18 protein-coding genes are annotated in these 20,119 nt (G+C 58.8%); 8 read left to right on the plus strand and 10 right to left on the minus strand.

Annotated features, from left to right (window positions below):
• Positions 1-23: 23 nt before the first annotated feature.
• A complete protein-coding gene (locus VSR34_RS20395) occupies positions 24-1,319 on the minus strand; it encodes an MFS transporter (RefSeq protein WP_028212316.1) in 1,296 nt (431 codons plus the stop codon).
• Positions 1,320-1,545: 226 nt separating this feature from the next.
• On the opposite strand from VSR34_RS20395, the gene VSR34_RS20400 reads away from it, so the two are divergent.
• A complete protein-coding gene (locus VSR34_RS20400) occupies positions 1,546-2,244 on the plus strand; it encodes a GntR family transcriptional regulator (protein WP_042291762.1) in 699 nt (232 codons plus the stop codon).
• 125 nt (positions 2,245-2,369) lie between these two features.
• Here VSR34_RS20400 and VSR34_RS20405 read toward each other — a convergent pair whose 3' ends face one another.
• Together VSR34_RS20405 and VSR34_RS20410 are read right to left on the minus strand one after the other, a co-directional pair.
• Positions 2,370-2,789, minus strand: a complete 420-nt coding sequence (locus VSR34_RS20405; RefSeq protein WP_028212314.1) for a DUF3830 family protein — start codon at positions 2,787-2,789, stop codon at positions 2,370-2,372.
• Positions 2,790-2,920: 131 nt separating this feature from the next.
• Positions 2,921-3,454: a DUF1993 domain-containing protein gene (locus tag VSR34_RS20410; protein WP_342963328.1), complete on the minus strand. Its 534-nt coding sequence runs from the start codon at positions 3,452-3,454 to the stop codon at positions 2,921-2,923.
• A 74-nt stretch (positions 3,455-3,528) separates the two neighbouring features.
• Between VSR34_RS20410 and VSR34_RS20415 the strand changes: the two genes are divergently transcribed.
• Positions 3,529-4,449, plus strand: coding sequence for a LysR family transcriptional regulator (locus VSR34_RS20415; protein ID WP_342963329.1), 921 nt, complete (start codon positions 3,529-3,531; stop codon positions 4,447-4,449).
• Positions 4,450-4,480: 31 nt separating this feature from the next.
• Here VSR34_RS20415 and VSR34_RS20420 read toward each other — a convergent pair whose 3' ends face one another.
• Complete coding sequence (locus VSR34_RS20420) at positions 4,481-4,999, minus strand: helix-turn-helix domain-containing protein (RefSeq protein ID WP_342963345.1); 519 nt, start codon at positions 4,997-4,999, stop codon at positions 4,481-4,483.
• A 276-nt stretch (positions 5,000-5,275) separates the two neighbouring features.
• Here VSR34_RS20420 and VSR34_RS20425 point away from each other — a divergent pair, with 276 nt between their 5' ends.
• The 5 genes from VSR34_RS20425 to VSR34_RS20445 all read left to right on the plus strand — a co-directional run bounded on the left by VSR34_RS20425 (position 5,276) and on the right by VSR34_RS20445 (position 13,330).
• The gene (locus VSR34_RS20425) at positions 5,276-6,526 is read left to right on the plus strand and encodes an efflux RND transporter periplasmic adaptor subunit (protein ID WP_342963330.1); all 1,251 of its coding nucleotides are present in this window, start codon (positions 5,276-5,278) and stop codon (positions 6,524-6,526) included.
• The gene (locus VSR34_RS20430; RefSeq protein WP_342963331.1) at positions 6,523-9,711 is read left to right on the plus strand and encodes an efflux RND transporter permease subunit; all 3,189 of its coding nucleotides are present in this window, start codon (positions 6,523-6,525) and stop codon (positions 9,709-9,711) included. Before VSR34_RS20425 ends, VSR34_RS20430 begins: the two co-directional genes overlap by 4 nt.
• Positions 9,708-11,186 carry an efflux transporter outer membrane subunit gene (locus tag VSR34_RS20435; RefSeq protein ID WP_342963332.1) on the plus strand — a complete coding sequence of 493 codons (1,479 nt, stop codon included), beginning with the start codon at positions 9,708-9,710 and terminating at the stop codon, positions 11,184-11,186. The genes VSR34_RS20430 and VSR34_RS20435 overlap by 4 nt, the downstream gene beginning before the upstream one ends.
• 126 nt (positions 11,187-11,312) lie before the next feature.
• Positions 11,313-12,488, plus strand: coding sequence for an MFS transporter (locus VSR34_RS20440; RefSeq protein WP_342963333.1), 1,176 nt, complete (start codon positions 11,313-11,315; stop codon positions 12,486-12,488).
• A gap of 29 nt (positions 12,489-12,517) precedes the next feature.
• The gene (locus VSR34_RS20445) at positions 12,518-13,330 is read left to right on the plus strand and encodes an isocitrate lyase/phosphoenolpyruvate mutase family protein (protein WP_342963334.1); all 813 of its coding nucleotides are present in this window, start codon (positions 12,518-12,520) and stop codon (positions 13,328-13,330) included.
• A gap of 273 nt (positions 13,331-13,603) precedes the next feature.
• On the opposite strand, the gene VSR34_RS20450 is transcribed toward VSR34_RS20445, so the two are convergent.
• Positions 13,604-13,915, minus strand: coding sequence for a transposase (locus tag VSR34_RS20450; protein ID WP_342963335.1), 312 nt, complete (start codon positions 13,913-13,915; stop codon positions 13,604-13,606).
• A 227-nt stretch (positions 13,916-14,142) separates the two neighbouring features.
• Between VSR34_RS20450 and VSR34_RS20455 the strand changes: the two genes are divergently transcribed.
• Complete coding sequence (locus VSR34_RS20455) at positions 14,143-15,159, plus strand: helix-turn-helix domain-containing protein (RefSeq protein ID WP_342963336.1); 1,017 nt, start codon at positions 14,143-14,145, stop codon at positions 15,157-15,159.
• Positions 15,160-16,273: 1,114 nt separating this feature from the next.
• Here VSR34_RS20455 and VSR34_RS20460 read toward each other — a convergent pair.
• From VSR34_RS20460 to VSR34_RS20480, 5 genes are all read right to left on the minus strand, one after another.
• Complete coding sequence (locus tag VSR34_RS20460) at positions 16,274-16,663, minus strand: antibiotic biosynthesis monooxygenase (RefSeq protein ID WP_342963337.1); 390 nt, start codon at positions 16,661-16,663, stop codon at positions 16,274-16,276.
• Between the two features lie 122 nt (positions 16,664-16,785).
• Positions 16,786-17,775, minus strand: coding sequence for a zinc-dependent alcohol dehydrogenase family protein (locus VSR34_RS20465; protein WP_342963338.1), 990 nt, complete (start codon positions 17,773-17,775; stop codon positions 16,786-16,788).
• Between the two features lie 94 nt (positions 17,776-17,869).
• A complete protein-coding gene (locus tag VSR34_RS20470) occupies positions 17,870-18,580 on the minus strand; it encodes an SDR family oxidoreductase (protein ID WP_342963339.1) in 711 nt (236 codons plus the stop codon).
• Positions 18,581-18,646: 66 nt separating this feature from the next.
• Positions 18,647-19,342, minus strand: coding sequence for an isochorismatase family cysteine hydrolase (locus VSR34_RS20475; protein ID WP_069266541.1), 696 nt, complete (start codon positions 19,340-19,342; stop codon positions 18,647-18,649).
• A gap of 386 nt (positions 19,343-19,728) precedes the next feature.
• On the minus strand, positions 19,729-20,119 hold a 391-nt coding region (locus VSR34_RS20480), incomplete at its 5' end, for a hypothetical protein (RefSeq protein WP_342963340.1).

The following is a 20,119-nucleotide window of genomic DNA, read 5'->3' on the forward strand; positions in this document are numbered from 1 at the left end:
TGATTGGTTGAAGGTGAAAAGGTTCAGACAGGCAGCTTGCGTTCGTAGTCGATCAGCGTCGAACAGACGAGGAGACCGAGGCCTGCGGCAGCGAAGAACATCAGGGCCAGAAAGTACGAGCCCGTGGTCTGCACGATCAGGCCAACGATGATCGGGACGAGAATGCCGCCGATATTGCCGCCGAGGTTCATCAGGCCGCCGAGAAAGCCGACCTTGTTGCGTGTGCCGAGGATCGAAGGCAGGCACCAGTACAGACCGCACCAGCGCAGGAAAAACAGCGTGGAGGCGAGCAGTACCACCACCGTCGCGGCATCGCCGACATAGGCAACCGAGAAGATCGATGCGGTAGCTGCCAGGGCGGCGATGCCGAAGAGCGTGCGCATCACGCGATTGGGCGAGCCGCCTGCCGCCTTCCACTTGTCGGCGATCCACCCGCCGGCCAGTTCACCCACGAAACCACTGAAGAAGATCGCGAAGCTCGCTCCGCCCATCTGCTGGATGTTGAAGCCGTGAACCTTGTTCAGATAGTTCGGCATCCAGGTGAGCAAGCCGTAGAACAGCGAGTTGAAGCACATCCAGCCGAAGAACATGCCCCACACCGAGCGATAGCGGAAAAAATCCAGGCTGCGGCCGCTGGCATGAACCGGTTCGCTGCGGTGTTCTTCCTGCAGGGCCGCTTCGAGATAGTGGGCTTCGGCATCGTTCACGGACGGATGCTCGCGCGGGTTGTTACGAATGTAGTACCAGGCAAACAGGCCGGCCAGCATGGTGCCCACACCCGCCACCACGAAGGACGTGCGCCAGGAGCCGAACTCGCTGATCAATCCGGAGATGATCACCGCGCCGAGCGCTGCGCCAAGCGGAGCTCCACCGTCGAGCAGCGTCGCGCCGCGGCCACGTTCGTGCCGCGTCATCCACATCGCGTTGAGCTTGCCGCCGGCCGGATAGATCGGCGCTTCTGCCGCGCCGAGACCCAAACGCGTAAGGATCAGCGCACTGGCCGTCGTGCAGATGGCTGCAATGCCCTGGAAAAAGCCCCAGAACAACGTGGCGCACGCAATCACGATGCGCGGCTTGAAGCGGTCAGCCAGCATGCCGCCAGGAATCTGCATGAACGCATAGGTCCAGAAGAACGAACTGAGAATTAGCCCCTGCACGGCGGGCGCGATATGGAACTCCTTTGCGATGAGCGGCATGGCGACGGACAGCGAGGCCCGGTCCACATAGTTGATCGAAATCAGCATCAACATGATCAGAAAGATTCGCCAGCGCACGCCGGTCCTGACCTCGGCCTGCACGGCCGCATTTACGGTTCGCATCTATGTCTCCTCCGTTCGCCTGATGACGGCCTTCGGGTTTCATGTCTGTGACCGGGACCGCTGCCGGCCCGGTGCGCTGCATGCGCCAACGCAGTATATGATGCTAAATTATGAATTACAAGCTCTGTAAGTGGCTGATCTATAACGTTCTTTATTTTTGTGGCGAACGGATCGAAGCTGTAAGACAATTAAGCAAAAGCGGAAGATACAAACGGCAACAGGCGACATGGACATGAAGTCACTACCGGCGGAAACACGCAAGCGGATCAGCCTGCGCGGCACGGGTATGTATGCGGCGATCGCGGAGCGATTGCGCGAGATGATTCTCGAAGGTGAGTTGCCGCCCGGCGAGCATATTGACGAGAAAGCGCTGTGCGAGCAGTTCGACATCTCCAGAACGCCCTTGCGCGAAGCGCTCAAGACGCTGGTGACCGAAGGGCACGTGACCCACCGGCAGCACATGGGCTTTCAGGTAGCGCCGATCAACAAGGACGAGATCGCAGCGATCTTCGAAGTCCTGCATGGGCTGGAGGAAACCGCCGGACGGCTCGCCGCGCAGCGTATCGACGACAAGCAGATGAAGGTGCTACTGGAGCGCCATCGGGTGATGGAAACCTATCATCGCGACGGCAAGCGCACGGCCTACTACCGCGCCAACCAGAAAGTGCACCAGCAGATCGTCGATGTCGCCAGCAATCCTGTGCTCTCCGACCTGTATGCCTCGTTGATGAGCAAGATCCACCGTGCGAGGGGGGCGGCCAATGCCGATGTGCTGCGCTGGGCCGAATCGCTTGGCGAGCATGGCGAAATACTGGATGCGCTGTCGAGGCGCGATGGGGCGTGCCTGGCCCGGTTGCTGCGCGAGCATTCGGAGCACACGGCAGCGGAAGTCATGAAAGTGCTGCAGGCCGCGAGCGCGGATTAGCGAGGGCCTGCGAAACGGGCGATGAGCGGAGCGTCGAGTCGCCATGCTCTGCCGCGCCTGAAGCCGCCTGGTCGGAGGATAGCCGCTCGACATGGGCGATGGCTCAAGGCTTCATTGATGAACCGTTAGTCATCCGCCAGAGAAAACTCGATGTCCTGCGCGCCCTCCCACAGCACGAGTTTGCCGAACGCCTCAAGATGCTCATGACCTTCGAGCAACGTAAAGAAGTGGTTGCCGGCAAGCTGGCCCATTTTGCTCGCGAAGATCGAACTGCCATAGACGAACAGGAATTCTGTTTCGCTGAACCCGCCGGGGTACAGAAGGATATCCCCGCGTGACGCGTGGCTGGTGTGATTTTCAAACGAGAGGCCGGTATCGAAATCGCCCAACGGGATCCATACGGCTTCGCCGCTCCAGCGGGAATGAATCACCTTGTTCCTGAACGGCAGCAATTCGAGGAAGCGCTGGCAGGTGCGCGGCGCCCTTTCTTCTTCCAGCCGGCCGACGAAACGGAATGGGCCGGCGTCCACACTGATCTTTTTCATGTCGTCCTTGACAGTCGAGTGCGCATTGAAGGTCCGCGGTTCCGAGTCGACCGGGCGGAGATGAAAGCCCCTTTACCTGCAATTTGACGCTGTTCCCGGTCGCTTGTCGAGCGACTCGGGCTGCCCACGAATCAGGCATCGAAGGCATTGACCGGACCAATGAAATCCAACTTCTTGAGGTCTACGCCATTCGTGCGCAAGATCGCGTAAGCCATGGCTACGTGGAAGTAGATGTTCGGAATCACGATCTGCAGCAGATAGTTTTCACCAGTAAGCTTACCCGGTACCCAGGATACTTTTACGATCTGACTGGCGGCGTCAGCGTACCGGTCTACCGCCACGCTTTCAGCAAAGTCGATCGTCTTGCGGATGCGTGCACGTGCTTCATCAAGCGTCTGCTCATTGTCTTCATGCCGCGGCGGCTGCTGTCCTGAAAGCCAGGCGGCTCCGCCCTTCAGATAGTCGCAAGCGCTTTGTATCTGATAGAGCAGGCCGCCCATGTCGGGAGCGAGACGGGTCGACAACAGTACGGCGACGTCGAACTTCTTCGCAATCGCGAAGCGCTCGGCTTTGTCGAGATAAGTCTCCATTGTTTTTACTGCTTGCACGCATTGCGCGATAGCCTGTGCATACATCTGAATCTCCAGAAATGTTGTTTTCGTCAAGTCATGCTTCGGTACGGCACTCGCGAAGGACTTCCCATACAATATTGCGACCTGATCGCACATGAGCGAACGCATTGGACCGACTAGAAGCCATGGAAATGCTGCTGACCGCCGTGGACAGGGGAAGCCTGTCGGCGGCAGCACGCGAACTGAAAATCCCTGTCAGCACGCTCACTCGCAAGGTAGCCGATCTCGAGGAGTTGCTCGGAACCCGGTTGCTGATCCGAACCACCCGCAAACTGACGTTGACCGACGCGGGCATGTCGTACGTCGCGGCGGCCCGGCGCATTCTCGACCTCGTGCGTGAACAGGAACACGAGGCCACGGGCGAGTTCGCGACAGCCAAAGGTGAACTGGTCGTAACGGCGCCCGTGCAGCTTGGGCGTCTGCATGTTTTGCCCGTCATCAATCAGTTCCTCGCGCAGTATCCGGACATCACCGTTCGGCTCCTTCTCTCCGACCGAAACATCGATCTCATCGATTCGCACGCCGATCTCGCCTTGCGGATCGGAGAACTCGCAGATAGCAGCATGATCGCCACGCGCATCGGTTCATTGCGGCCGATCGTCTGCGCGAGCCCGGCCTTTCTTGCCAGCCATACGCCGCCGCGCGAACCCGACGATCTCGTCAAATATTCATGCGTCGTCTTCAATAGCCCCTATCTATCGCCGTGGCGCTTCCGCCTTCCCACGACGAGCAAGATTTATGTACTCGGCGTGAAACCCCGGCTCGAAGTCACGACACCCGACGCTGCCGTCAGCGCCGCCGTGGACAACGCCGGCATAACCTACGTCTTCGAGCACGATGCCGATGAAGCACTCCGCAACGGGCAACTGGAGATACTCCTGCCGCAGTTCGAGATCGAGCCGGTGCCCGTCCATCTGGTTCATGTGTCCAGAAATCTCATGGCCATCAAACTGCGGCATTTCATCGACTTTGCGGCGCCGAAGCTCAGACATTCGCTATCCAGATTCGGCAAGCAGAAGCGGCACTAGCGCGGTGTCGTTGCTTCGTTGCCCTCCAGGCTCACGACTCGTCGCTCTGATCACCGAGCACCCGATCGTTCCGGTTCTCGATGACGTCCCGCGTCGTTTTCTTCGCACCCGGACCGGCGGCGAACCGAACGTCCCGATAGCTAAGCGCCTGCCCGTCCGACGTGCGAACTTCGACGGCTTGCACGGGTTTCCCGCTCGCATGGTCCACCAACGTGATGGGCGGCTTGCCGTCCGGCCTTAGCCACCTGTCGCCCCATTGCATGAGCGCGACCAGCACTGGATATAAATCCGCCCCTTTCGCGGTCAATCGGTAACCGAACGTATTGGCGCGTTCTGCGATCGCGAAGCGTTCGAGAATATCCAGCTCGATCAAACGTTCCAGCCGCGCCGCGAGGACATTGCGGGCGATACCCAGCCCGCTCTGAAATTCGTCGAAGCGCCTGCTGCCTTGCGTGCACTCGCGAACGATCAGAAGCGTCCACCACTCGCCCACCTCGTCGAGGGCGCGAGCGATCGAACAGTCCATTCCATCGAAGCGTTTTCTATACATGATGGAACGTATCGTAGCCCAGGTTTCGTCACGCAACTTAACCAGATTGCGGGGAACAGTTCCCCGGTTTCGGCCAGTAGTGTGACGCAACCGTGTGGGCCTATAGTTGCGTCACGAAACTTAGCAGGTAGTCGTTCACGGGGAAGTCTCCCGCGATCACGGCCTGGTTCTGGACTAACCCGCTTTCTTCATACGAGAAAGCAAAGATTGATCATCTAACGGGCGAGCTGGACATGACTCTAGGTCGTACAGCCTGTCAACATACTTAGGAATGCCATGAATAACCGTATTGATCAGGCCGAGGTGGGGGTCGCGACTCCAGCCAACCCGGAGACGTCCGGCTCAGTTCGATGGGTCGGCAAAGGTGTTGCAGCCGCTGTGATCGTCGCCGTGGCGGCGACGGCGGCTCACATGCACTGGTCGAGTGCAGCCCCTGTTGCCGCACCGCCGCCTCCGTCGGTTGCCATTAGCGCCCCATTGCAGCGCGACATCGAAGGCCGGCTCGGGTTCCTCGGCCAGTTCTCTGCCGTGAACCGTGTCGAATTGCGCGCTCAGGTCGGGGGCACGCTCACGCAGATCAATTTCAAGGATGGCGACATCGTGCATAAAGGCGACGTGCTCTTCGAGATCGACCCGGAACCGTATCAGATCAAGTTGAGCCAGGCGACGGCAGGACTCGAATCCGCCAATGCCCGGCTGGCGCTCGCCGCGCGAGAGCTTGCCCGCGCGCAGGAACTGCAGCGCTCGGAGGCGGGAACGATCGAGAACGTCGACCAGAAGGTCGCGGAACAGCGCGCTGCTCAAGCGGCTGTCGACAACGCCAACGCTCTGGTTCGCGATGCCAGGTTCGACCTGGATCGCTGCAAGATCACGGCACCGTTCACCGGCCGCATCGGCACGCACCTCGTCTCGACAGGTAATCTGGTATCTGGCAGCCGCGCCGGCAGCGGCCCGACCACACTGCTCGCGACGATCGTTTCGCTGGACCCGATCTATCTGGATTTCGACATCAGCGAAAACGACTACGCCGCTTTCCAGCACTCGCGTGAAAACCGCAAAGGACCGTTGGCAGACGCAGTGAATATTTCGCCGACAGGCGACAGTGAATATGCACGCACAGGCACGCTCAACTTTATCGACAACACGCTCGACCGTTCGAGCGGAACCATCCATGCACGCGCAACCATTCCCAATAGCGACCTGTCGTTGACGCCCGGTGGCTTCGCACGACTGCGGCTGGCAACGACTGCACCGCAACCGGCCTTGCTCGTCCCCGATGCCGCCGTTCTCCAGGATCAAACCGACCACATGGTGTACGTCGTGGGAGACGACAACGTGGCCACGCCCAGAAAGGTCGAAGTTGGCGACCTTCGCGGCGGCCTGCGCGTCATCCGATCTGGACTCGCCCCGACTGACCGCATCGTGATCGACGGTATTCCGGCCGTGCGTCCCGGCTCGAAGATTTCTCCACACACCGGGACGATCCAGTTCTCGGCAGAACACGGCGATGAAGGAGCAAAATCATGAAACTGACTCACTTCTTTATCGAGCACCCGCGCTTTGCCGCGGTGCTCAACATATTCGCTGTGCTCATCGGCCTGGCAACCATGATGAAGCTGCCGGTGGCCCAATATCCGAACATCGTTCCCACGACCATTCAGATCACGACCTCGTATCCCGGAGCGTCGGCCGATACGATTGCGCGCACGGTTGCAACGCCGCTCGAGCAGTCCGTCAATGGCGTCGAGAACATGGATTACATCTCGAGCCAATCGACCAGCAACGGTCAGTTGACGATCACCGTGATCTTCAAGGTCGGCACGGACCCGAACACCGCGTTCTTGCTGACACGTAGCCGTGTGGAAGACACGCTGTCGCGCCTGCCCGCCGAAGTGCAATTGCAGGGCGTGCAGGTGAAAAAGACTATCCAGGCACTGCTGCTCGGCGTTCACGTGTATTCACCCGACGGCTCGCGCAGCCCCGAATACCTGTCGAATTACATGCTCAAGGTCCGCGATCAGATCGCGCGTCTGCCGGGCGTGTCGGACTTTCAGTTGTTCGGCGAACGGCAGTACGCGATGCGCATCTGGATCGATCCGGACAAGGCCGCGTCGTACAACATCAGCGCGAATGAAATACTGGCAGCGCTTCGCGCGCAGAACGCCGCCGTCTCGGCAGGTGTGCTCAACCAGCCGCCTGTATCGAACAATGGCACAGGTGCCTATCAGATCAATATCGACGCGCTTGGCCGTCTGACGACACCCGAACAGTTTGGCGACGTCGTCGTCAAGTCCGATACGCAGGGACGTGTGACGCGCATTCGCGATATCGGCCGTGTCGAGCTTGGCTCGGTGGACTACGGCTCCAAGGCTTACGCTGACAGGTATGCCGCCACGCCGTGGTTCGTCATTGCCACGCCCGATGCAAACGTGGTGCAGGTCGAGCACGACGTGTGGGCCAAAATGGCCGAGCTGAAGAAGAGCTTCCCGCCCGGCGTCGACTACATCAAGATCTACGACCCGACTACGTTTGTTTCCCAGTCGATCGAGGAAGTCGCGAAAACTATCGGCATCGCCATTCTGCTGGTGGTCGGTGTCGTGTATCTGTTCCTGCAGAACTGGCGCGCCACGATCATCCCGGTTGTCGCGATTCCGGTGTCTCTGGTCGGTACGTTCGCGATCCTTTCGCTGTTCGGCGCGTCCATCAATAATCTTTCGTTGTTCGGACTCGTTCTGGCCGTCGGGATTGTCGTGGACGATGCGATCGTCGTGGTCGAGAACGTCGAACGGAACATGGCGCTCGGCATGTCGCCGAAAGAAGCCGCTCATCGAACGATGAACGAGGTTTCGACGGCCATTATCGCCATCGCCCTCACATTGTGTGCGGTGTTCGGGCCCACCGCGTTGATGTCCGGCATCTCGGGGCTATTCTTCAAGCAGTTCGCGATCACGATCGCCGCGTCCACCGTCATCTCCTGCTTCGTCTCGCTGACACTGAGCCCGGCTCTGTGCGCGGTGCTGCTCAAGCCGCACGAGATGGAGAAGTCTCACGGCGGAACGACCGCGCTGGGCCGCATCCATCATGCGATTTTCGGCCGGTTCAACGCGTCGTTCGAATGGCTGTCGTCCCGCTACGGAAAGATGACGGGCCGCGCCGTTCGCGCGACGACCGTCATGCTGATCGTCTACGCCGGTCTGATTGGCGCGACTGCCTTGCAGATGTCGAAAATGCCCACCGGCTTTATTCCGGATCAGGACATCGGCTATCAGGCTGTGATCGCGTTCCTTCCTCCGGGGTCGAGTCTCGAACGCACCGACAAGGTGATTCGCGAGATCAACGACATTGTGCTCGATACGCCCGGACTCAAGGGCGTGACTCATACGTCGCCTGTGTCGGGCCTCGACGTGACGACGGGCACGATTGCGCCGAACGTGGGAACACTGTTCTACGGGCTGCCTTCGCTGTATGGCAAGCATGTGCCCGGCGTCAATGCGGCGTCGATGCTGGTCGAACTCCGCAAGCGGCTCGCGGGTGTCAAGGATGCGGTGGTCGTCGTGATCAATCCGCCGCCCGTGCAAGGGCTGGGCGCGGCGGGTGGTTTCAAGCTGATGCTGGAAGACCGCGGCGGACTCGGACCGCAGGCACTCGCCGACGCGGCACGCGCACTCGTGGCTGCAGCGAACAAGGACAAGGTGTTCGGCGGAGTGTTCACGCTTTACAACGCGGGCGCGCCTTCTGTCTATGCAGACATCGACCGCCTCAAGGCAGAGAAGATCGGTCTCACGCCAACGGATGTGTTTTCCACGATGGACCTCTACCTTGGCTCGCAATACGTGAATGACTTCAACTTCATGGGACGTACATATCAGGTACGCGTTCAGGGCGATGAAGCATTCCGGCGGACGCCCGAAGACATCGGACGGCTCAAGGTCCGCAATTCGACGGGCGACATGGTGCCGATCAGCAGCGTAGCGACGTTCAAAAACACGACCCAGCCGTATCGCGTGCCGCGCTACAACATGTATCCCGCAGCGGAAATCATGGGTGCAGCCGGTCCCGGATATTCGTCGGGCGACGCCATCCAGCACATGGAAAAGCTCGCAGCGCAGGTGCTTCCGAACGGCATCACATACGAATGGACCGATCTCGCTCACCAGCAGAAAGAGCAGACCATGTCGCCGCTCGTGATCTTTGCTGCCTCGGCACTGTTCGTGTTCCTCGTGCTTGCTGCGCAGTATGAAAGCTGGAAGACGCCTCTCGCGATCGTGCTAATCGTGCCGATGTGTCTGCTCGCCGCAGCGATCGGTCTGAACGTGCGCGGCATGCCGATCGACATTCTTGCGCAGATTGGGTTTGTGGTGCTCGTTGGACTGGCCGCGAAGAACGCCATTCTGATCGTCGAGTTCGCAAGACAACGGCAGGACGAAGACGGCGTCGATGCCGAAGACGCTGCCACTCATGCGGCACATGTGCGGTTGCGTCCCATCCTGATGACGTCGTTTGCGTTTATCGCGGGCGTGGCACCGCTCGCCATTGCGAGCGGCGCCGGCTCGGAAATGCGGCAATCACTTGGCACGACGGTGTTCTTCGGCATGCTCGGCGTGACGCTGTTCGGGCTCGCCTTCACCCCGGCGTTTTACGTCTTCGTTCGCAAGCTTGGCGTCAAGGGCGCGCTTGCCGTGCGGCAACTCGGTAGTGGAGAAGTGAAATGAACGGCTTCGTATCCAGAACTTCGAAAGCGATCGTAGGTAGCATGATCGTCAGCGCCTTACTTGCGGCCTGCGCCGTCGGGCCGGACTACGTTGCGCCCGACACGCAGATGGCGCCGTTTCACAACGCGAAGGTCGTCGCTGACCGGCAAACGACGTTGTCGGCCCCGAACCTCGATAGCTGGTGGACCGGGTTCAACGACCCCGAACTGGTCAAGGTGGTGCAACGGGCGCTGGATCAAAACCTGAGTCTCCAGGCTGCGATCGCACGCGTCGCCCAGTCGCGCGCGGCGGCCCAGGCGGCTGGCGCCCGCCTGCTTCCGACGGTCGATGCCAATGCGTCGTACACGGCAATCCACCAGAGCGTGCAGAGTCCTCTTGGCACGATTGCGAGCGCGTTTCCCAACTACAGCCGCGACCAGAAGGAATATGTCGCCGGTGCGACGGCAAGTTGGGAAATCGATCTGGCCGGCGGTCTGCGGCGTGCACACGCGGCCGCCACCGACGAAGAGCAGGCCGCCGAGGCCGCTCAACTCGGCACGCGCGTGACGGTTGCTGCCGATGCTGCCGACGCTTATCTGCAAATCAGAGGGCTGCAGGCGCGGCTGGCCGTCACGCAGGACCAGGTGGATACCGATGCGCGCCTGCTGGAACTCGTGAAAGCGCGCAAGCAGGCCGGTGCATCGGACGAACGCGAAGTGGCGCAGGCTGAAGCCTTGCTGCGTCAGGCACGCGCCACCGTTCCGAGCTTGCGCGTGTCGCTCGAAGCGCAATTGAACCGGCTCGATGTGCTGATGGGCGCACAGCCGGGGACCTATGCGGCAGAACTCGGCACGAATGCGGGCGTCATTCCGGAAGTGCCTGCCATCGGCAGCGCGGATCAGCCCGTCGACGTCTTGCGGCGACGCCCTGACATCATTGCTGCCGAACGCCACCTGGCAGCTTCCAACGAAGCGATCGGCGCGGCACTTGCCGATTACTACCCGAAGATTTCGCTCGCTGGCGCACTGGGATTCGACAGCATCTCGGCCAGCCACTTCCTGAGCGCGAAGTCGTTCCAGCCAATCGGGACAGGTGCGCTGCAATGGCGTCTGTTCGATTTCGGCAAGGTAGACGCCGAGGTCAAGAGTGCGCGCGGATCGTATGCGGAGGCGTTGGCGCAGTATCGGGAGGCTGCTCTCAAAGCGACCGAAGACGTCGAAGGCGCATTGATGACGCTTTCGCAAACGGAGATTCGTGCACAGGAAATCCAACAGGAAGTCGCCGCATTGACGAAGGCGCGCGACCTTTCAGAGAAAGCGTATCGCGCGGGATCGATCACGCTCACTGATGTGCTCGACGCCGACCGGCAACTTCTCGCGTCGCGCGACGATCTCGACGCAACGAAGGCCGACGCTGCCCGCGCTGCAGTGAGAACGTTCCGCTCGCTGGGCGGCGGATGGGACGCTCCGCATCAGCAGGTCGCGCGGACGAACTGACGTCGACGCACGACTTAACCGGTTTATGGGGAACAGCTTCCTGCTTTCGGCCCGTAGTGCGATGCAGTCGGCTTCACTATAGTTTCGTCACGAGACTGAATTCGCAATCTTTCTGGAGAAGCCGACATGGATCGCCGCCTTCTAACACTCTCACTCGGTATGTTCGCGCTGGGCACCGACAGCTTTGTCTTCGCGGGCATCCTGCCTGAAATCGCGCACTCGTTTGGCGTCAGCATCGGCGCTGCGGGCCAGTTGATCAGCGTCTACGCGCTGAGCTATGCCCTGCTCGGTCCGACCATCGCAGCGCTTGCTGCGAACGTTCCACGCAAGCGTCTGCTGCTCAGCGGCATCGGATTGTTCGTCATCGCCAATCTCGGCACCATCGTGGCGCCGAATATCGGCATCGCACTGGCCACGCGCGCTTTCGCAGGTCTTGGTGCAGCGATGTTCTCGCCGACTGCCAGCGGAACGGGCGCGTCACTGGTGCCGCCGGAGCGTCGCGGGTACGCGTTGTCCATCATCGTGGCGGGATTGACGACCGCTACCGCGCTGGGCTCGCCCATCGGGGCCGTGATCGGCGGCCTCGCAAGCTGGCACTGGACGCTGGTGCTCGTTGCCGCACTCGGTGCAGGCGCGTTCGCCGGTATCCTGGCATTCCTGCCTGACGTGCCGTTGCCGCCGGCCATCTCGCTGCGCGAGCGCCTGTCTCCCCTGACGGACTCGCGCGTCGGACTCACACTTACGACGACTGTGCTTGCACAGATCGGCACCTTCATCATCTTCAGCTACTTCTCCGTTGTGTTCGATCGTGCGGTCAGCCACAGCGCCCTGGTGCTGGGTGGATTGCTTGTCCTCTGGGGACTGGCGGGAACGTTCTCCAACCTGCTGACAGGACGGATCCTCGACAGGATCGGTTCGCACAAAGTCGTTCTGATCAAACTCTCCATCGTCGCAATCGTCATCCTCACGATGCCGATCACCGGCGCCCATCTTTGGAGTGCAGCGATTGCGGTGACGATATGGGGCGCTTGTGCATGGGGTGTGCTGGTGCCGCAACAGTTCCGTCTCGCAAGCCTGAATCCGCCGATGACGGCCGTGCTGGTCGGTCTCAACACTTCAGCGACGTACGTGGGTGTTTCCATTGCTGGGGCGCTCGGTGCTGCTGTGATCCCGGTCATCGGCAGCCATAACCTCGGCTACCTCTCCAGCATTCCCGTGGTCATCGCGATCCTTGTCTCAGCGCTCGCGACGCGCCGCATCGCATCGTTTGCAAAAACAGCAAAAAGCGCCGTAGCAGCTTGAGTTTCCATTTTCGATTCGAGGAAAAAGCAATGTCTAACGTCAATACATTTCGTCAGTTGCACGACAACTCGGTCCCGCTCCGCTTGCCGAACGCGTGGGATGCCGGAAGTGCACGTCTCATTGAATCGCTGGGTGCACCCGCCATCGCCACGACAAGCGCGGGCTTTGCGTGGGCATTGGGCTATCCGGACGGCCGCGTACTGCCATTCGATGAAGTCGTTGGTTCTGTTCGGCGGATCGTCCGCGTGCTGAATGTGCCGTTGTCGGTCGATATCGAGAACGGCTATTCCGACGACCCAAAGACCGTTGCGGACCATGTCATGCAACTGGTGGATCTCGGTATCGCCGGCATCAATATCGAGGACGGCTCAGACCCGGCATCGCTTCTCGCCTTGAAGATCGAGGCGATCAAGCATGCGCTGGTGAAGTCGGGTTCGGATCTCTTCGTCAACGCACGCTCCGATGTCTTTCTTGCGGGCCTCGCTGAAAAGTCGAAGCAGCCGCAAGAGTCGATTGTTCGCGGCAATCTGTATGCATCAGCCGGTGCGGACGGACTTTTCCTTCCGGCTCTCGCGCACTCATCCGATATCGAAACGATTGTCGGTGCGACGCAGCTGCCGCTCAACGTCATGGCCGTATCAGGGCTCGCCGACGCTGCGACTCTCGGAAAGCTGGGCGTGCGGCGGCTAAGTGCGGGTAGCGGTATCTCGCAAGTCGTGCTCGGCAAGGTGAAGGCCCTCGCACAAGACTTTCTGAACGATGGTCGTTCTGAAGCGCTCGATAAAGATCCCTTGCCGTATTCCGAGGTTCAGAATCTTTTCGCCGGAGTGATCAAGCGATGAGCGAGAGACGTATCGGGAAGGTTCGATCGTCGACGTCCGCTCGAACTTTCTTTTACTACTGAACACACAAGCAACTGGTTGCTAGTTTCGTGGCTGTGCGGCATTGCTGGATACCGGCGGTATTCACGAACCTGCGAAGCAGGGATTAGTTGCGTTAAATGACGGCTATTGCCTTGTTCAACTTGATGTTTAAATCCGTAGTGCGAATGGATTCGACGTGACTATTCATGACGCTCTGCGCCATTGATGAACTGCGTGCCCCTGCTATGACGCTCAGCAGTAGTGGCGCAGGTTGATCATCGTATAGGCGAGCGTCTTGAAGGCGTAGTGCATGTCACTGACGCGTTCGAAGCGCAGCAGCAGACGGTGAAATTTATCTTCCCAAGCGAACACGCGCTCAATGGTGCGAAAGCGCTCTTCAAAGATCGCCGGATCGAAGCATCGCTTACGACAGCGCTTTGAGCTTTTGCGTCCACGCGGCATCTCTGGGATGCATGGGAACATGCCGCGATTGAAAATCGCCTTGCGGTTGGCCCGGCAGTCGTAGACGCCGTCCAGACTGACGATCGCGCCTTGCAGGTCCATGCCGATGGCGCGCGCTATCTGGCTGAGCTGGGGCAGCGCCTCGCGCAGCAGGGGCGATTAGCTGCGCCCTGCAAGGCTAAAGACATTCACCGTTTATCCGAAAGATCTGTCGCCCAAGAAGCGGCCTGTCATTGAGGCTTCAGATCCTGTGCCCTACTACACCCCGAAAGTTAAAAAACCGCGACGCGCTATGCATGAAGCTATGCGCGCTGGTCTGAGGTAACGCTATGCCCACTGGCACGAAGGTAGTCGCATTTCTGGTTGGATCGCCCGCTGATCTGATCAACTTGATTTCCATTTCTACAGTCTTCTCCTACCCGCGAGTTGATGGGAAGTCTGTGTACGCGACCAAGATCCTCTCGACTCAACCGACCCAAGTCGTCCAGGGCTCGGGTGGAATCACGCTTGCTGACTGCATCCCCTACTTGGAGTACACAGGTCCAATTGACACACTCGTGGTCGTCGGAGGTATCAGTGCATTTGATGAGGTGTCGCCGGACTTGATTCAATGGGTGCGTAAACGAGCATCCCAAACACGCCGTCTCGTTTCTGTCTGTACCGGGGCGTTTGTTTTGGCTCCCACAGGCCTACTTGACGGGAAGCGTGTAACTACCCATTGGCATCACGCAGCAATGCTTGCCCAGCTTTTCCCGAAACTGAAAGTCGATAAGGACAAGATTTTTCACAAAGACGGGAAAGTCTACTCCACGGCCGGCGTAACGGCCGGGATAGATTTGGCACTCTCAATCGTTGAAGAAGATCTCGGACACCAACAGGTTGCTGCAATCGCTCACACGATGGTTCTCTACGTCCGTCGCCCTGGTCATGAATCTCAGTACAGCACGCTTCTTGCCCAACAGGCTGACGTCAGCGGTACACGCCTTCGCGACCTGCCCGCATGGGCACAATCACGCCTAACGCAAAAACTGGATGTCAACACGATGGCAAAGGCGGTCGCCATGACACCACGAACGTTCGCTCGCCAGTTTGAGTTGCACTTCAAGACGACTCCGGCACGTTGGGTTCAAAAGATTCGAGTAGAGGCAGCTTGTATGTACCTTACGACCGACGATCTTCCGGTGAAGGCGATCGCAAGACTGACCGGCTTCCGCGACGAACTGTCACTTCGCAGAGCATTCAGTCAACAACTCACGATGACGCCGAAAGACTATCGTCGACGGTTTGGCATGGCTCGGCATATAGGGTTTCAATCAGCTGAATTGCAAAACGTTGCAGTTTCATAGAACGACGCTCAATGACGAGGTTCATAGCGATACTCGGTTTCATGATTCAGACGGTACGGTGCTTTGAGGATAGGAGTGGTCTATGTTGCAAATGAAGAGTTCGTGTGAACGCTGCGGAACCGACCTGGAGAAAGAGACGACACAAGCACGGATTTGCTCTTACGAATTACATAAGAGACAAGGCACTGGGCGGCGGTTTCACCGTCGCCCAGCGCGTTTCGTTAGCCGTGCGATGAAGGATTGAAACCGCAACGGATGCAACGGACCGAGCCCGGATGCAAGAGCTTCGCGCAATCTCGGCCTCGGGGGTTCGCCATCCGTGTGTAGACATGCGCGGCAAGCATCATTCCGAGCGGCGGTGCGGTGACATAAATCCAAACATGAGCCCCCCATCCTTCCTGGAATGGCTGAAGCTAAGGTGCGAGCCGGGTTCATGCTCGTCCCAGAGAGAGGGGCTTCTACGAGAATGAAGAACGCAATCAATGTGCCTACCGCGATTCCAGTGAAGCAGATCAGCCGGGGAGAGCCGACGAAAATCAAGATTGCGATCATGAGGAGAAACGAAATCGCTAGTTCCGCGATGAAGGCGGTCAAAACAGCTGCGGCCCCTGGAATTGTGACGGCATAGAGTACCGGCGGCCCTGTGAAGAGCTTCCCGGCTGCCAATACCACGACCCAAACTCCAGACGCCGCTCCGATGATCTGTGAGATCGCATAGAACAACGCATCCCACGCGCTTATCCGTTTCAGGATGAAAAAGGCTAGAGTGACGGCAGGGTTTAAAGGGCACCCGAGCGCTTTCCCCATGGGGAGTGGATCAAGAGAGCGGCCGCGAGGCCAATTGCCAGGGCCATCACGGCGGTTCGGATATGAGCGCCAGGAACGTACGCGAACGACCAAAGTAGGGGCGACTCGAAAGCGACGACGAAAAAACATGTCGTAGCCATGAAACAACCCAAAAGAGAGGCTTCGATCAAATATTCATGCCATCGATCAGCAAGAGAGGGTCCCTAGCCGGGCTGGCTCGTCAGGGTGGAAGATCGGCGGACCGATCCATGAGATCTGCAACGGCAAAGCTGTTCGCGGCGACCACCTGAGGAAGCAGTGATGGTCTTCACTCGGACTCGAAGCCTTGCCATCTTGCAAAATAAGTGGCGCTATAGCGATCCAACAGAGCTCTCGCGGCTTCACTCGGCGCACCATACACATCTAGACCGATTTGTCGGCAATAACGTTGGAAGCGCTCAACGAACGACTCGCCAAATTTAGTTGCGTGCGCGACAACGGCGCTAGAGTCGCGGTAGTGTTCGTACGTGTGGCAGATTATATTGGCTTCGTCGAAGAACCAGTCGTAGACCAAGGTGCCAGGCTCTTGTTTGCTCGAAGCGATCATTTCCTGCACGATGGTTCGGAACTCTTCCAGCTTCCCCGGAAGAATCTCGACCTCGAGTCGCCAGAATAATTCGTTGGATCCTTTCGACAGATGAGAGCGTTCGTGCTCCATAAGAGCTTTTCCTTCTTTTCTTAGAGTGTGGTTATACAAGCAGACAGGCTGTGCCCTGAGAGCGGCGTGAACGCCTCCAGATTGCCCAGCCCGTGTCAGTCAGACGTCAGAATTGCACCAAGTCAGCGCCTGCCGTTCGGGTACAGGATGGCCTTGCCGTTGTACTTCGATGCCAACGCAATTGCGTCAACATACTGACCGAGTTCAAACTCGCCAGCAACCGGGATGACGAGCTTGCCAGATGCCACGAGCGGTGCGATCTCTTCGAAAGCGGCGGTGAGCCGTTCCCGGTTTCCAGGAACTTTTAGCCAATTGACAATCCAGAATCCGTGCAGCGATTTGCCTGTGAAGAGTACCGGAATGGTCGCGATGGTGGGATCCACACCGCCCATACGGCTCCAGAGCACGACCGTACCGTAGAGACCCACCGCATCGACTAGCTGCTGAGTCAGCGCACCTCCCACGCCGTCGAGTGCGAGTTGGATGTTTGCACCCCCCGTAGCTTCCTTGATCTGCTTCACGAGATCGGGTCCATCAGTTAGCACGACATCACCACCGATCCTCATCATCTCGTCGATCAGATCGGGCGAACGGACGATATTGACGGTCTTCATGCCGCGTGACTTCGCGATAGGAATTACCGAGCGGCCGACAGCAGAATTGGCGGCCGTGGAGATCACCCAATCACCAGCTTTCAACGTCTTGAACTCAGTCAGGATCAGAAAGGCAGTAATGGGGTTCATACCGACTTGAGCCATCTGGCAAAGATCACCTTCGGGCAGAGCCCGCTGCCACGTCTCCTTGGTCTTGATGCGGGTTGACCAGGTTGTGTTCTGAAGCATGGGCGCGATGACTCGATCGCCCACCTTGACGTGTGTAACGCTGCTTCCTACTGCGGACACGCGCCCGACGCCCTCGCATCCTAAACCGTGAGGGAGTGGCGGCAGTTCGCCATAGATGCCCGCAATGATGTACTGATCGGTCGGCGAGACCGGCGCGGCTTCCATGTCGATAATCCACTCGTCGGCTGCCAATGCGCCGAATTCTGGCTGCTCGACCAGCTTGATCACGTTTTTGGGGTCGCCGTAAGCGGTGAGTTGAAGTGCTTTCATCGGAAAATTCCTTTCATGTAGTGCCGCGCCACGAGCGCTGTCGCTTGAAGGCGTCGCGTCGGAGGCACGCGGGGTCGCCTTCGCACGCTTCGGGCTAGTGACCGGCAGTGCGACCGCCGTCGATATAGTGGATTTCGCCAGTGACGTAGTCGGCATCTTCGAGGTAGTTCATCGCGCGAACGACGTCTTCGATCTTGCCGTTACGGTTCAAAGGAGAGAACGACTTCAGGTCCTCCGGATTTGATTCATCGTGAAGCGGCGTGATCACGATGCCGAGCGAGATTGCGTTCACGCGGATGTTGCTCGAGGCCAATTCCATGGCCAGACCACGCGTAGCAGCAACGCAGGCACCCTTTGAGAGTGAAGCAACAACCGCCGGAACTGTTTGCAGGGCATGCTCGACGAGGCTGGTCGAAATCTGGACGATATGGCCACCTCCTTGCTTCTTCATCGCCGGGACTGCAGCTTGCGTTGCGAAAAAGACGCTGTCGAGATTAGTCCGCATTACCTGGCGGTAAGTCTCTTCCGAGATATCTTCGATTCTTCCCGGACGCCAGATTCCTGCGTTGTTGATTAAGGTATCCACGCGACCGAAGCGGTCGAGCGCGGTATGGATGACTTTCCGTGCAATTTCAGGATTGCCGATATCACCAGGTACGGTGATGTAGTCAGGATCATTCGATTCCGCAATGGTGCGTGCATTCCCGACGACTCGCCACCCACGCTCGCGATAAGCGTTCACAAACGCCGCACCGATCCCGTGGGATGATCCCGTCACAACGACAACTTTCTGGATATCACTCATAGTTCTTTATTCCTCGGGTTGGTTGAAGCGGACTTGCCCACAGCGCCGCCCGCCACAACCGCAAAGCTAAGCGGCTGTCGCAGCAGCCTTCATCTTGTTCACTGCTTCCTCAGTCGTCCAGAGACCGTTCGCCATGAAGCGCCAATTGACCATGGCAGCCACATAGCCGTCGCCTTCCTCGTTCTTCGGTCCCGCTACCGCGTCCCGTACCATTGCAACCTCAAAACCAGCTTCGATGAGGTCACGCATGTGAGATTCCAGGCAGATATTCGCCGCCGGACCAGCCATGATGACTTTCTCCACTTTGCGCATCCGGAGCTGCTTGACCATGTCATTCGCCATAGTTCCAAAGTGCTTGTGCGGAGATGTGTTGCAGGTGCGTCCGTCCATCAGATACTTCTTGAACGGCTCGTAATAGTCCGCCCGCGAGTGAGCAAAGCCCTCCAGGTCCACCGGGTCCTTGCGCCCGCAGAAACCGATCCCTCCGAGGTAATGCGCGATAGCGCCGCCGGGAACCACCCATTGAAGATCGGTTGGGTAGTACCAGTGGGGGGAGTGAAGGATGTAGTAGCCCAACTCTTGTGCAGTTTTGAGAAGCTGTTCCGTGTGTGAGATCACGTTCCGTTCTTTCAGCGAGTCCGCGATCAGCTCGTAGTAGGTCCCGGTCTTTTCTTCAAAAAACTCGTTTTGCATGTCGACCAGCACGAGCGCCGTGCGCTTGTGGTCAAGTTCCATCTCGGGGTTGCGATGCGTAAACAACATATCTGAGCCTCCCTATTCGGGGTCATAGCGCTTTCATATTCAGGCGTACAAACCGAGTATTGCAGATTCCAAAGGGGAACACTCTGACAAAAACAGGGCAGATTCTGCCACCCAACCCCAAGACTGCTGGAAGCAGTCGAAGCGCTCCGCGACGGCCACGAATCCAGTCTGAAACCGAAGTCCAGGTTCATCTTCAGCTTCCATGCGCTAGTGAAGGAAGTACCTCGTTCTCTTGACCGCTTTCAATTTCAGAGTGGCAGAATTCGCACTCTATTTAACAGTCAAATTGATCTGCATTCCAACCAGCAGTTGTAAAGATGCTGACCAGGAAGTGATTTACCAGCTCTGCCATTCGCCACAATTCGATCACGAACTCCTCGTCTGCCTCAAATGAGGGGCATTAACGTGACCGATGAGGAGATCAACAGCGCAAAGCCGTTCGTGTGCGGTAGCTCAGGGCAAGGGCAGGAGGCCGGAGCACAGTAGCGCATCTCCATCGAATGACCGGACTCGACAGGCGGATTCAACGGGTCGATGCAACACAATGGGCGCTGCATGGTGGGTGTCTCTTGATGGCCGCACTGCGCCCCACAGCCGAGCGCGACGATCGTCGTGGGCGTGCGCGTCATGCGAAGGGCATAAGCCGACCGAGATGGAATGGACACAGCCTCGGCCCGTTTCTGCCCTTCGTCTCGCGGCTCGACGGCGGCTGAACGATGACCGTTGGGCCGGTGAAGTGAAGACGCTGTTTGCGCGCGAAAGTCAGGCACGTTCCGC

The sequence above is a fragment of the Paraburkholderia sp. JHI2823 genome (assembly GCF_038900695.1).
Classification (GTDB): Bacteria; Pseudomonadota; Gammaproteobacteria; order Burkholderiales; family Burkholderiaceae; genus Paraburkholderia; species Paraburkholderia mimosarum.

Excerpts from the sequence above, each read along its gene's own strand:
- VSR34_RS20400 (WP_042291762.1), top strand. The coding sequence starts at position 1,546 with ATGGACATGAAGTCACTACCGGCGGAAACACGCAAGCGGATCAGCCTG.
- VSR34_RS20460 (WP_342963337.1), bottom strand. The coding sequence starts at position 16,663 with ATGGAGCACGAACGCTCTCATCTGTCGAAAGGATCCAACGAATTATTC.
- VSR34_RS20440 (WP_342963333.1), top strand. The coding sequence starts at position 11,313 with ATGGATCGCCGCCTTCTAACACTCTCACTCGGTATGTTCGCGCTGGGC.
- VSR34_RS20465 (WP_342963338.1), bottom strand. The coding sequence starts at position 17,775 with ATGAAAGCACTTCAACTCACCGCTTACGGCGACCCCAAAAACGTGATC.
- VSR34_RS20425 (WP_342963330.1), top strand. The coding sequence starts at position 5,276 with ATGAATAACCGTATTGATCAGGCCGAGGTGGGGGTCGCGACTCCAGCC.
- VSR34_RS20450 (WP_342963335.1), bottom strand. The coding sequence starts at position 13,915 with ATGGACCTGCAAGGCGCGATCGTCAGTCTGGACGGCGTCTACGACTGC.
- VSR34_RS20475 (WP_069266541.1), bottom strand. The coding sequence starts at position 19,342 with ATGTTGTTTACGCATCGCAACCCCGAGATGGAACTTGACCACAAGCGC.
- VSR34_RS20470 (WP_342963339.1), bottom strand. The coding sequence starts at position 18,580 with ATGAGTGATATCCAGAAAGTTGTCGTTGTGACGGGATCATCCCACGGG.
- VSR34_RS20455 (WP_342963336.1), top strand. The coding sequence starts at position 14,143 with ATGCCCACTGGCACGAAGGTAGTCGCATTTCTGGTTGGATCGCCCGCT.
- VSR34_RS20395 (WP_028212316.1), bottom strand. The coding sequence starts at position 1,319 with ATGCGAACCGTAAATGCGGCCGTGCAGGCCGAGGTCAGGACCGGCGTG.
- VSR34_RS20430 (WP_342963331.1), top strand. The coding sequence starts at position 6,523 with ATGAAACTGACTCACTTCTTTATCGAGCACCCGCGCTTTGCCGCGGTG.
- VSR34_RS20445 (WP_342963334.1), top strand. The coding sequence starts at position 12,518 with ATGTCTAACGTCAATACATTTCGTCAGTTGCACGACAACTCGGTCCCG.
- VSR34_RS20405 (WP_028212314.1), bottom strand. The coding sequence starts at position 2,789 with ATGAAAAAGATCAGTGTGGACGCCGGCCCATTCCGTTTCGTCGGCCGG.
- VSR34_RS20435 (WP_342963332.1), top strand. The coding sequence starts at position 9,708 with ATGAACGGCTTCGTATCCAGAACTTCGAAAGCGATCGTAGGTAGCATG.
- VSR34_RS20420 (WP_342963345.1), bottom strand. The coding sequence starts at position 4,999 with ATGTATAGAAAACGCTTCGATGGAATGGACTGTTCGATCGCTCGCGCC.